The sequence below is a fragment of the Sporosarcina sp. Marseille-Q4063 genome (assembly GCF_018309085.1).
GTDB lineage: Bacteria > Bacillota > Bacilli > Bacillales_A > Planococcaceae > Sporosarcina.
Window position 1 is genome coordinate 2,864,014 of record NZ_CP070502.1, and the last position, 12,930, is coordinate 2,876,943.

At 42.7% G+C, this 12,930-nt stretch carries 10 protein-coding genes and 1 tRNA gene; 7 read left to right on the top strand and 4 right to left on the bottom strand.

Features of this window, described 5'->3' with window-relative positions; translation table 11 throughout:
• The first annotated feature begins 127 nt into the window (after positions 1-127).
• Together JSQ81_RS14820 and JSQ81_RS14825 are read left to right on the top strand one after the other, a co-directional pair.
• Positions 128-1,870, top strand: coding sequence for an ABC transporter ATP-binding protein (locus tag JSQ81_RS14820; RefSeq protein WP_212604789.1), 1,743 nt, complete (start codon positions 128-130; stop codon positions 1,868-1,870).
• Positions 1,851-3,680 carry an ABC transporter ATP-binding protein gene (locus tag JSQ81_RS14825; RefSeq protein WP_212604790.1) on the top strand — a complete coding sequence of 610 codons (1,830 nt, stop codon included), beginning with the start codon at positions 1,851-1,853 and terminating at the stop codon, positions 3,678-3,680. Before JSQ81_RS14820 ends, JSQ81_RS14825 begins: the two co-directional genes overlap by 20 nt.
• A 127-nt stretch (positions 3,681-3,807) precedes the next feature.
• Here JSQ81_RS14825 and JSQ81_RS14830 read toward each other — a convergent pair whose 3' ends face one another.
• The gene (locus JSQ81_RS14830; RefSeq protein ID WP_212604791.1) at positions 3,808-4,287 is read right to left on the bottom strand and encodes a YusW family protein; all 480 of its coding nucleotides are present in this window, start codon (positions 4,285-4,287) and stop codon (positions 3,808-3,810) included.
• A gap of 95 nt (positions 4,288-4,382) precedes the next feature.
• Complete coding sequence (locus JSQ81_RS14835; RefSeq protein ID WP_212604792.1) at positions 4,383-5,402, bottom strand: DUF2804 domain-containing protein; 1,020 nt, start codon at positions 5,400-5,402, stop codon at positions 4,383-4,385.
• A 117-nt stretch (positions 5,403-5,519) separates the two neighbouring features.
• Between JSQ81_RS14835 and JSQ81_RS14840 the strand changes: the two genes are divergently transcribed.
• Positions 5,520-5,590: transfer RNA gene (locus JSQ81_RS14840), tRNA-Ala, on the top strand.
• A 198-nt stretch (positions 5,591-5,788) separates the two neighbouring features.
• Positions 5,789-6,277 carry an amidase domain-containing protein gene (locus tag JSQ81_RS14845; RefSeq protein ID WP_249336551.1) on the top strand — a complete coding sequence of 163 codons (489 nt, stop codon included), beginning with the start codon at positions 5,789-5,791 and terminating at the stop codon, positions 6,275-6,277.
• Positions 6,278-6,317: 40 nt separating this feature from the next.
• Here the strand turns inward: JSQ81_RS14845 and JSQ81_RS14850 are convergent, their stop codons facing one another.
• Complete coding sequence (locus tag JSQ81_RS14850; protein ID WP_212604793.1) at positions 6,318-7,166, bottom strand: DegV family protein; 849 nt, start codon at positions 7,164-7,166, stop codon at positions 6,318-6,320.
• Between the two features lie 634 nt (positions 7,167-7,800).
• Positions 7,801-9,198, bottom strand: a complete 1,398-nt coding sequence (locus JSQ81_RS14855) for a dipeptidase (protein ID WP_212604794.1) — start codon at positions 9,196-9,198, stop codon at positions 7,801-7,803.
• Positions 9,199-9,363: 165 nt separating this feature from the next.
• Here JSQ81_RS14855 and JSQ81_RS14860 point away from each other — a divergent pair, with 165 nt between their 5' ends.
• The 3 genes from JSQ81_RS14860 (at position 9,364) to JSQ81_RS14870 (ending at position 12,905) form a co-directional block, all read left to right on the top strand.
• Positions 9,364-10,596: a hemolysin family protein gene (locus JSQ81_RS14860; protein WP_212604795.1), complete on the top strand. Its 1,233-nt coding sequence runs from the start codon at positions 9,364-9,366 to the stop codon at positions 10,594-10,596.
• A gap of 108 nt (positions 10,597-10,704) precedes the next feature.
• Entirely contained in the window at positions 10,705-11,250 is a 546-nt protein-coding gene (locus JSQ81_RS14865; protein ID WP_212604796.1) for an RNA polymerase sigma factor, read from the top strand.
• 218 nt (positions 11,251-11,468) lie between these two features.
• Positions 11,469-12,905, top strand: a complete 1,437-nt coding sequence (locus JSQ81_RS14870; protein ID WP_212604797.1) for a phospholipase D-like domain-containing protein — start codon at positions 11,469-11,471, stop codon at positions 12,903-12,905.
• Positions 12,906-12,930: the final 25 nt, after the last annotated feature.

The following is a 12,930-nucleotide window of genomic DNA, read 5'->3' on the forward strand; positions in this document are numbered from 1 at the left end:
ATTATCCTTCAGTTCGGAAAACTTATTCAATTTGACATGGTGGTATATACAGAACAGTCAATGTTGTGGCATAATAAGGCTATCGGGTTTAATTCGAGAGACGAAAGAGTTTTGGGGGTTTAGGTAAATGAGGACAGTTTTTTCACGTGCGCTGCCATACAAATGGCCGATCGCAATCGCGTTATGCTTGATGTTAATTGAACTTAGCGTTGAACTAATTCAACCGCTTCTCATTGCGAAAATTATTGATGACGGAATCGTCACGGGTGATGTGGACGTCATTTGGACTTTTGGGGGAGTCATGATGCTTCTTGCATTCGTCGCCTTTTCATCGGGCGTCATTAACTCCTATTTTGCGGCGCATGCGGCACAAAGTTTTGCATTCGATTTAAGAAAAGCACTTTTTCGCCAAGTACAAACCTTTTCGATGGCAACTTTTCTACGGTTTCCGACGGCAGGTCTAATCACTAGGCTGACAAGTGACGTAACCATGGTGCAAAACGTTCTATTCATGTCGCTCCGCATCATGTTGCGCGCACCGCTAACTGTCATCGGCAGTTTGGTGATGGCGTTTGTGGTTAGTCCTAGGTTAGCGCTTTATCTAGTCATTGGAGCACCAGTTTTGCTAGTATTCCTTTATTTCATGGGGCGCACTGGGGTTAAGTTATTTTCACGTATACAAAAGCGGCTTGACGGTGTAAACCGGGTGATTCAAGAGAATCTGCAGGCTGTGAGGCTTGTCAAAGCTTATTTACGCGGCATCTATGAAGCGAGTCGATTTTCAAAAGTTGCCGATATGCTTCGAAATGACACGGTAAAAGCCATGCGCTTGATGGAACTAATCTTGCCGATTCTTTTATTCATCATGAATATTAGCTTAATGGCGGTTCTGTGGTTTGGCGCGATTGAAGTTCGTGACGGGGGCGCGAAAGTCGGGGAACTTGTTGCGGTCGTCAACTATGCGATGCGATTGACAGGGGCATTCTCAATGTTTGCTTTTATCATTGTTGCGTTTTCGCGTGCAAAAGCCTCTTCCGAACGAATGGAAGAAGTGCTTCTTGCCGATGAAGATCTGGAAATACATAACTCGGGTAAGTTACAAACTAGAAAGCTTGAAGGAGATTTACGGTTTGAAAATGTTTCTTTCAATTATCCGGGCAAGCCTGAACCAATTTTGGATAATGTGTCATTTCATGTATTGCCAGGTGAAAAACTCGCCATTATGGGGGCGACAGGGTCTGGTAAGTCGACATTGTTGAACTTGATCCCGCGAATATTCGAAGCGACTGAAGGAAATGTTTTCGTCAGCGGTAAAGAGGTCAAAGAATGGCCGTTAAAAGATTTACGAGACACGATTGGACTCGTTCCGCAACAATCAATCCTCTTTACTGGATCAATATTAGAAAACTTGTCATGGGGCGATACCGAGGCTTATGATGACGAACTAATCGAAGCAGCTAAAAAAGCGCAAATCCATGATTCAATCGATTTGTTCCCGAAAAAGTATGAAACGCGTGTCGGACAAAAAGGCGTGAACTTGTCGGGCGGGCAAAAACAACGTTTGTCCATTGCAAGGGCGCTTGTTCGAAAGCCGTCTATCCTAATCCTCGATGACAGTACCAGCGCGCTTGATGTAAAAACGGAATTGGAACTTTGGGACGCGCTTGAAAAAGAAGATGCGACAATGCTCGTCGTGACACAAAAGATTTCAACGGCAAAAGGAGCCGATAAAATCTTGCTACTCGATGAAGGCCGAGTCGTCGGTTACGGCACGCATAATGATTTATTGAGACAATCCGAGCTTTATCAACGAATTGAAAAGTCGCAAACTGAAGGGGAGGTGGAGGCAAATGCTACGCGCGATTCGTAAACCTTTCGGCTATGAACCGATTTTAACAAAAGAAGATATTAAAGGTCCCGGAAGAAAAAAAGGAGAGCGAGCGAGTAACTGGAAATTTGTTCTTCATCAAATCTGGAAGCTCGTCGATGAACAACGTGCGCTTTTACTAACGGTTCTAGCGCTTGTTTTCGTCAGCTCGGCTTTAACGCTGTTAGGTCCTTTCATGGTCGGGAAAATCATCGATATCCATATTGTCACATCGCAGTTTAATGGGCTCGGCGCGAAAATAGGAATTCTTATCGCGGTCTATATAGGTTTATCATCCTCCATGTACTTCCAAAACTATTGGATGGTCGGGATTGCCCAACAAACCGTTTATCGATTGCGAACAAACTTATTTTCTCACTTGCAAAAGTTGCCGGTCTCTTTCTTTGATAAACGACAACACGGCGAATTAATGAGCCGCATGACAAACGACATTGAAAACGTCAGTCAGACGCTAAATACATCTTTCATTCAAGTGTTCTCAAGTATTCTTACGTTGACAGGGACTGTTGCGTTAATGCTCTACTTGAGCCCGCTCTTGACGTTATTGACGATGATTATCATACCAATCATGTTTATCGCATTACGTTGGATTACGCGACGAACTGGAAAGCTTTTTAAAGAACAGCAACAAGCGGTCGGGTCTTTAAATGGAATGATCGAAGAAACGATTTCCGGACAACGTATCGTCAAAGCCTTTTCGCAAGAAGAACGCGTCATGGAGGAGTTCACTGAAAAAAGTGATCGACTTCGAAGGACGGGTTTTTGGGCATTGACGTATTCAGGTTTTATTCCCAAAGTCATGAACATGCTGAATAACGCTAGTTTTGCAGTCGTTGCGGGGGTTGGCGGAATACTAGCATTAAAAGGGGATGGGCTTGTAACGATTGGTACCATTGTTATCTTTTCCGAGTTAGCGCGTCAATTCACGCGGCCGCTGAATGATTTGGCCAACCAATTTAATACTGTATTATCAGCGCTAGCTGGAGCGGAACGTGTTTTCAACATTATGAATGAACCCATAGAGAAAGATCATGCGACAGAACATAAAGATGCGGTTCTAACAGGTGACGTTGAATTTAGAAATGTCTCATTCGGGTATGCTGTTGATACAGACGGCTACACGATTAAGGGTGTTTCATTTCATGTGAAAGCTGGAGAAACCGCCGCGATGGTTGGAGCGACCGGAGCAGGGAAGACGACGATTATGCAATTGCTCGCGCGGTTTTATGAGGTCGATAAAGGTGAAATTTATATCGACGGCATCCCGATAAGCGAATTGCCGAGACAAACGCTTCGTAGTCAAACGGCATTCGTTTTGCAAGATCCATTTTTATTCGAAGCGACTGTATTTGAAAATATTCGGTACGGAAAACTGGATGCCACCGACGAGGAAATTATTGAAGCTGCCAAAAAAGCGAATGCGCATAGCTTTATCAGCCGTTTGGAAGATGGTTATGACACGGTCCTCACTGCCGACGGGGGAGAGATATCGCAAGGACAGAAACAACTGCTGTCAATCGCCCGCGCACTAGTGGCAGATCCCGCTATCCTGTTGCTTGATGAAGCGACAAGCAGTATCGACACAGTGACCGAACTCGAAATTCAAGAAGCACTCGATCGACTGATGGAAGGTCGAACCAGCTTCGTCATCGCGCATAGACTGAACACCGTTCGTAAAGCGGACACGGTTTATGTCATGGAACAAGGAAAGCTAATTGAATCCGGCGATCAAACAGAACTTATTGAACGTCAAGGGGTTTTTTACAACATGTTGTTGGACTCGAAAATATAATAAACAAAAGCGAAGGGCGCCTGCACAGCCCCGAAGAGGAAGAATACAGTTCAATTCTTACTTGTTGGATTCGAAAATATAAAAAGAAAAAAGGCTGCGGGATTTTCCGTAGCCTTTTCGTATGAAACTAATTATTTTCTTCAATGGTAAGCGTAGTATCGTCGTCGAACGTGATTTCAAGGTCGAATTTCGAGTAATCCTCAATGTTCAAGGATTCAAGTATTTCTCTCATGATTACCTCTTTAGGTTTATCTTTAGCAATTTTGACATCCAAGAAAAACTCATCAATGGCATTCATAGCGTCTTCATCTTTTAAATGGAAATTCTCAATATTATTCTTGTATTCGGCTTCGAATGTATCGTTCTGTTTATTAACTTCGTAATCAATATCGATGGCATCTTTTCCATCGATGTCGATTTCAAGATCAAAGTCTAACAAACCAAAGCCATCACCAAAATAAAGTGAACCGTCTCGGTCTTCAACTTCAGAGGATATGGTTGGCTCATCTCTGCTTTCAACAGAACTTTTATTATTATTCTTTCCACAACCCGCAATAAGTAAAACACTAGCGAAAATGGTTATCATAAGGAATTTGGATTTTCTCAATCGTTTCACTCCCTTTCGCAATAATCCCTTTATTAGTATTTTACCGCTAATTCAGGAAACTAAACAAAAACGAATTGAATGAAGGGAGGAACTTTTTACCATTTGGCGATGTGTTCTTCAGAGCAACCGAGCATTTGACGGATTTGTAGAATCGAGTTGTCTTGCAACCGTACATATCCATTGAAATACCCGACGAGTTGATGCACTTCAGAACGAACTAATTTGGCATCTGTTTTGGAAATTCGTTCGAAAAATGGCGTGAACGTTAAATTTACATCATCCGTAAATTTTGTGCGAATTTTCCACGGTTTCATATAAAATTTATCATCATAGGTGAAAAGCACATCTTCATGCACTTTTGTCATCTGACCATCAACAAAAATTGCATTTTCGGTCATTCCGGTACCATCCGTCCACTGACCGCCGAAATTAAGCCCAATACGACGTCCCCCAATACGTTGGGATGCCATTGCCCAATTCCAACTCGCATGTCGCGGCCAAATCCCGCGCCCGAAATCAAGCACCGAAAAACTATAGTCGGCGTTAAAGTCAAAACGCTGTTCGCCAATTTTAACGAATCCATTCGTTGGTAATGTATGATGCTTCGCAGTGAATTGAAAGATGTTGCGATTTCTTGGAATGACGACGTTCAACGTTTCATCTTCAGGCGGATGAAAGATGTGAAGATCAGCATGAAGGACCTCGTTGTCAAAATCTGGTATGGAAACGGAAAGATGCGTTTCATTTTGAAGGTGAACCATTTGGACAGACATCGTGTCGTCGACGAATTTGATGCTGTCGAGTACATCTTCAGACATTTTTACTTTTCGGCCACCGGGAATGGTAATTTGTTTTTCGAAAAATCTTTGGGTTTCGAAATTTAGTATGTAAACGAAGCAAACGGCCGCGTAATCGAGATGGGTAATGGTCGCGGAAAACATAATTTCTTCTCCGTAAACGCACCAATAATTCCACTTTTTCTTTCTCATAAAGTTTTTCGTTAAATTACTTGTGATTAACGGATACCGGGCAAAGCCGATTGCTTCTGGGTTAAGCAATCCTTTATCATCACAAAGAAGAACAGGTTCTGTTATTTCTCTCTCCAAATGTTGCATCGCCGCATCCCCCTGCCTATTGTCTTCAATTTGAAATTCTGCTATACTATTATTGTATCAAATTTGAGGGGGCTTAGCCCAGCTAGGAGAGCGCTTCGCTGGCAGTTCTTAACTCAAGGGGCCTTAGTATAATGGGATTACGCTTGCATGGCATGCAAATAATACGAGTTCGATTCTCGTAGGCTCCATAAATAGTAGCACCTGAACCTTGTGGATATTGAGGTTTAGGTGCTTTTTTGATTGATTTTTTTGATGGGTTGAGGTGGTTTGGTCGTTTGTGGTGGCGCTTTAGTCGTTTGCGGACTTGCATTGGTCGTTTCAAGAATTTCAAGCCTTCGACTCATGATACTACTTAAAGTCTCATAGATTGGCTTAGGAGGAGATCTGTGTTGTACGACCGATTAGCTGCTGTCCGGTATGCGGATGAATGGTGGAATAGTTATAACCCGGCTTATCCGAAGTTCGATGTTGATTGCACGAATTATATTTCGCAATGTCTTCGGGCGGGCGGGGCACCGATGTGGGGGTATCCAAATCGGGAAAGAGGATGGTGGATCGGCGGCGGTACTTGGAGTTTTAGTTGGTCGACATCCCATTCGCTCAGATGGTATCTCGCAGGATCTACACGAGGTCTGACTGCAACACAAGTTAGTTCCGCGGAACAATTGGACCTTGGTGATGTGATTGTCTATGACTTTCAAAACGACGGAAGATTTGACCATTCAACAATCGTGACAGCAAAAAATGGCTCGGAGCCGCTCGTCAACGCGCATACGTACAATGTGAAGCATCGCACTTGGGACTATAAAGATTCCTATGCATACAGGCCGAATGCCAAGTATATTTTCTTCAAAATCAATGATAACTTCACATGAAAAATGCAGCCCGTCTACTGACTACGGGCTGCATTTCTTTTTATTCTTCATACCATAATACTGCCAGTGTGCCTTCACCAGCATGGACAGCGAGTACTGAACTAATATCGCCGATTTCAACATCAACTTCAGGTACTTGTTGGGTGATGAGCTTTTTCAAATGCTCGGCTTGCTCAGGAACATTTCCTTGCATCAAGTAGATTTTAGTAACGCCAGCACGATGGCCATCCGCTACTTTGTCAACCAAATATTGCAAGGCTCTTTTTTCAGAACGTACTTTATCGATGGCTTTAAGTTCGCCTTCCGTGGAAATTTGAACAATTGGCTTCACTTTTAGAAGACTGCCTAAGTAAAATTGAGCGGCACTCATACGTCCGCCCTTGTACAATTGGTCAAGTTTACCGATGAGGATAAAGTTCGTGCATTTACCAACCATCTTCTCCAACGCTTCTTTAATTTCCGAAACCGTTGAACCGTTTTCATGCATGTCCATCCCGCGTTGAATTAAACCTGTAATCCCATAGGAAAGGGAGAGGGAATCGATGAACGTAATCGGGAAACCGGCAATTTCAGCTCCACCTTGAGAAGATGCCAACGTGCCGCTCATTTTTGCGGAAACATGGATCGCGATAGCCTCTTCGTAGTTCTCGGCGATTTCTTTATATCGCTCAGAAAACTCCCCAGCGGAAGGTTGTGACGTTTTAGGAAACTCTTCCGCGTTCTTAATTTTCCCGTATAATTGCTCCGGAGTTAGATCAACACCGTCAACATATTGCTTTTCTCCGAAATGTATATTGAGTGGCACCGAAAAGAAATCCGGATGTTGTTGTAGCTCTTCAGGAACATAGGCAGTACTGTCTACAATCCACGCTAATGGTTTTTTAGTCACTAGTAAAATCATCCTCTATTATCGTTTTTTCTACTAATAACATTATACCATGGAAAGCATTATGCGTGTGTATGAATGTTATTTACTATTCTAATAATAGGGTCGTTTTATGACAATCTCCGTGCGGGAATAAATCGTCCCGCAACGGGAATAACATCACGCGTAACGGGAGCAACCCAACCCGACACGGGAATAAAATCCCGGCCAACCCCGTTGCGGGAATAAACTAGCGAGCAACGGGAATAACGTCGCGCGTTACGGGAGCAACCCGACCCGATACGGGAATAAAAAACCCGCCCAACCCGTTGCGGGAATAAATTAGCGAGCAACGGGAATAACGTCGCGCGTTACGGGAGCAACCCAACCCGATACGGGAATAAAATCCCGGCCAACCCTGTTGCGGGAATAAACTAGCGAGCAACAGTAATAACGTCGCGCGTTACGGGAGCAACCCAACCCGATACGGGAATAAAATCCCGGCCAACCCCGTTGCGGGAATAAACTAGCGAGCAACGGTAATAACGTCGCGCGTTACGGGAGCAACCCAACCCGATACGGGAATAAAAAACAGGTACCTGAATAATGGATTATTCAGGTACCCGTATAATCATCTAAAACCATCTTAAATAAGAACTTACTTCTTCAATTCATCCTTAGTAAAGTTTTCAATCTCATAATAATAATCGCCAATCACACGAAGACCTTGATCAAAGTTTTCTAAATGGAAGTGCTCGTTTGGCGCGTGGAAGTTTTCAGTTGATAATCCGAAGCCCATGAGCACAACCGGCAGTTCCAATACTTCATCGAATGCCGCGACAATCGGAATGGAACCTCCACCGCGCGTATACGCAGTCGGCACATTGTATACTTTTTCGTACGAACGACCCGCTGCTTGGATCGCCGGATGATCGAAAGGCGTTATAAACGGTTTGCCTTTATCGAATTCTGTAACTGTCACAGTAACGCCAGCAGGTTTATGTTTTTCAATATGCGCTTTTAGTTTTTCAACGATTTCATCTGGATCTTGGTCCGGCACAAGTCGACAAGTAATCTTTACGCCAGCTTCGGCAGGTAAAACAGTCTTGATGCCTTCTCCTGAAAAACCGCCAAAAATGCCGTTAAGCTCAAGCGTTGGACGGGCCCACGTTTGTTCTAGATACGAAAATCCTTTTTCGCCAAATAACTCAGGCACATCGATTTCATTTTTCAAATCTTCTTCATCAAATCCAAGCGCTTCATAAGCTCCGCGTTCCTCATCGCTTAAAGGACGCACATTGTCGTAAAAACCTTCAACGGCAATCGTTCCTTCTTTATCGCGGAATGATGCGAGCAACTCGACAATCGCATGAAGTGGGTTTTGAACCCCTCCGCCGTATAAACCAGAATGCAAGTCGCCTTTCGCGCCTTTCACATCGACTTGTACGCCGCAAAGTCCGCGTAGTCCGTAACAAACGGCTGGTCTGCCAGGTCCTTGCATGCCCGTATCGGAAATAACAATGACGTCCGCGGAAAGCTTGTCTTTATTATCAACAATATAGCTCTCCAAATTCGGGCTGCCGATTTCTTCTTCGCCTTCGATTAAAAACTTTACGTTAACCGGTAGGCTTCCTGATTCTTTCATTAACGCCTCAACCGCTTTAATATGCATGAAAACTTGTCCTTTATCATCACTCGCGCCGCGTGCATACAACTTATTATCGCGAACTTCAGGTTCAAAAGGAGCGCTATCCCATAATTCAAGCGGATCGACCGGTTGCACATCGTAATGACCGTATACAAGAATCGTTGGTTTGCCTTCCGCATGCAACCAATCACCGTAAACGACAGGATGGCCATCCGTCTCATTGATTTCAACGTTTTCAAGTCCAGCCTTCGTCAATGAATCAACCAACCACTCTGCAGCTTGTTGCATATCTGGTTTATGTTCGGATAAAGCGCTAATACTTGGAATACGTAAAAATTCATTTAATTCCTCGAGATGCGTTTCGCGTTGTTCGGTGAAATATTGGTCTAATTTTTCTAAATGCGTCAATCAAATCCCTCATTTCAATAAGTTTGCCTTCTGAAAATAGTATAGCAGAATTGTGTGAAATGAAGTTAAATTGTCATGTGTTTGATGGGAATTATGGTATGATATGAGGAAATAAATTAAAATAAAATTTATACATAGAAAAACGTCCCTAGGAGGAATGAAGTTTTGTTTTTCGCACTCGGATTCTTTTTAATCATGTCGTTCTTCCTTTCGGGAAGCGAAACAGCACTTACCGCAGTCAACAGGATGAAGGTCCAGCTTCGGGCTGAGCAAGATGATAAAAAATCACAAAAGCTACTCAACTTGATTTCGAAGCCGGACCGAATGATAACTGCGATTTTAATCGGAAATAATATTGCCAATATCATGATGCCGACAATCGTAACCATGATTTGTATTGAAAAAGGTTGGAAAGTCGGAATTGCAACCGGAATTTTAACAGTCGTGATTATCGTATTCGGTGAAGTGTTGCCAAAGACGATTGCCGCAACATTTGCTGATCGCGTTGCCTATGTTGTTGCACCTACAATATCACTACTTGTAAGAATTCTCACACCACTCACGGCGCTTCTTGCGACGTTTACGAATATTTTCATTCGTATTATTTCAAAAGGAACAGTTAGGGAAGCAACATTGACGAAAGAAGACCTTAGATCGATGGTGGATCTTGCAACAATCGAAGGGACTTTCGAACAAGATGAAACGCTCAGGTTAAAAGGCGTGCTTGATTTTAGGGACAAAGACGTTTGGGACGTCCTTGAAACGCATCGTACGGATGTCGTCGGTATACCGCTCACAGCCACTTATGAAGAAGTCCGCGACACCATTTTAGAGTTCTTTTACACGCGCTACCCGGTGTATGAGGAAAGTATGGATTCCATTGTCGGGATGTTTTATTCGAAAATGTTCATCGAATGGTCTTTAGAGCCTGAAAGAAAGCTCGGGGAATTCATTGACCGCGATATGATCTATGTCGTTCAAACAGCAAGTGTGGAAACTGTATTTAAAATGATGCTTTCGCAGAAGAAACATATGGCCGTTGTGCTTGATGAATACGGGGGAACGCTTGGTATTGTCACGCAAGAAGATATTATCGAAGAAATGATTGGACAAGACATTGAAGATGAAACCGATATGGAAGATGAAGTGTTGATTTATGAAAAGACGGATGACTCCCTAACTTGCCATGGTCGTTTAGAAATAATAGACGCGATGGAACTAATCGGGATCGAGCTGCCGACGGATCACGAAACGATTGGCGGGTTTGTATTACAACAACTTGGCCATTTACCGGAACCAGGCGAGCGCTTTTCGTATGAAAACTTACGGTTCGAAATAGAGGAAATGGAACGCACTCGAATTATTCGCATGAAAATCACTGCGGAAAGAGATGATTAATTTCCAACCTTACAAGTTTGTAAGATTACTGAAAGAGAATACGATGGTTCAAATTGTCTTTATTGCTGATAATAAGGTTAATAGCAAAAAGACAGGGGAGTAATAAAGATGACGAACAATCTAGATGACTTGTATGAAGAATACGGTCGGTATATCTATCATCTATGTTTAAAACTAACACGAAATAAAGAAGAAGCCGAAGACGTTATGCAAGACGTCTGGGTTAAAGTGATTCGTTACAGTGATCGACTGGATACGATCGACCATTTAAAAGGATGGATTACGACCATCTGCATGAACACGTTCCGCGATCGCTACCGAAAAAATATAAGGCATAGCGAACACGTGATGAACCAACCACCTACACTTGACGTTCCGATCCTCGATTTGGTTCCAAGTGATACATTAACGCCTGGTCAAATTGTTGAACAAAATGATATTCAATCAATCGTTCGCCAAAAAATAGACAAATTAGATGAAATCTATAAAACGACAATCGAGTACTTCTACGTCTACCAATATTCACTCAATGAAATTGCGGAAGAAATGAAAGTTTCTATCGGAACGGTCAAATCACGACTATTTCGTGCGAGAAAATACTTGAAAGAACTAATGATTGAAGATCGAGCAACTCACGAATATGTAATTGCCTAACAAACACAGCCAAATCGATGGCTGTGTTTTTTATTTACAGGAAACTATAAAATTATGTGTAGTGATAATTTCTAACATAGAGATTTCACGTCTAGCTTCAGGCCGTATCGCACCGTTTCGATTTTTCATCTGGAATAAAACCCCGTGTCATTGTTTATCGACTCTCACCACGGGGAATATATCCTATGATCTAGTAGTTTTGAAGCGGAGATGTTCGAATGAAATCTAAGAAAAAGAAAATAATAATTGGAAGCGTTGGAATACTACTTCTCATATATATAGCAACAATATTATGGCATACATTTAAACCTCTCCCAACAGGTCTCTCATACGAAGGAAAACTGCATTATACGGACGATGTTCAGATGATTACCGATTTAACATACGCGCAAAATGAAGACGGAGACGACTTGCGACACGAAATCCATATTTTTGACGAAGTGAATCAATTAATCGAGGATGCCGAACAATTCATCGTTCTCGACTTTTTTCTCTTTGACCATTATTCGGACGAAAATATTGCTTTTCCGAAAAATGTAGAGACGATGACAGAAAATCTAGTGAAGAAAAAAGAAATAAACCCGAAAATGCCAATCACTTTCATCACAGACCCACTCAACATAGGATACGGTTCCTATGAAAACAAATGGTTCGAACAAATGGAAGATGCCGGCATAAAAGTCGTCTACACAGACTTAGATCCGCTTCGTGATTCAACGCCAATCTACTCAGGCCTCTATCGAACAATTTTCAGATGGATGGATGTGAAAGGTAAAGGCTGGATTCCAAATGCGATGTCTTGCGAAGCACCGAAAATGACACTGGCCTCCTATGTGACATTATTAAATATAAAAGCCAATCATCGGAAGGCGATCGTCACCGAGAAAGAGGCTATCGTCACATCCGGAAATCCCCATAACGCGAGCGGTTTTCACGGGAATGTTGCCATGAAAGTAACAGGGCCTGTCATAAACGATATTTTAGAAGCTGAAGAAGCGGTAGTGAATTATACGAACGGCGGCACGTTGCCGCGAGCTAACATAGAAGAAAAAGAAGACGGGGAATACCAAGTCCAATATATAACAGAAAAGAAAATACTCGACACAATGCTCGTCGATATCAATAAAGCACAAAAAGGCGATCAGATATTTCTCGGAATGTTTTTCATAGCCGAGGAAAGTTTGGTCAAAGCACTTCTAGATGCGGCTAGTCGCGGGGTAGATGTGAAGATGATTTTAGATCCCAACAAAAACTCATTCGGCAGTCAAAAAACGGGCCTGCCCAATCGGCCAGTTGCTCAAAGAATGAAAAGAGATTCGAAGGGGAAAATCGATATTCGCTGGTACAATACTGTAATCGGTCAATACCACACAAAGCTCGTCGTCGTCCAAACCGCCGACGAAACCTACATTTCCAACGGCGCCGCAAATTTAACCGATCGCGCTTTAAATAACTATAATTTGGAATCAAACCTGCGCATTATCGCGCCAAATGACAGCGAGCTCGTACAAGACATCAACACTTACTTTGAGAGACTCTGGAAAAACGAAGACGCCCTATACACCGTCGACTTCGAAAAGTATCAGAACGACTTTACCTTTTATCAACGAAGTATTATTCGGTTGCAGAAATTGTTTAAGTTAACGACATACTAAAAACTTTTAAATTTATTAATTAGTC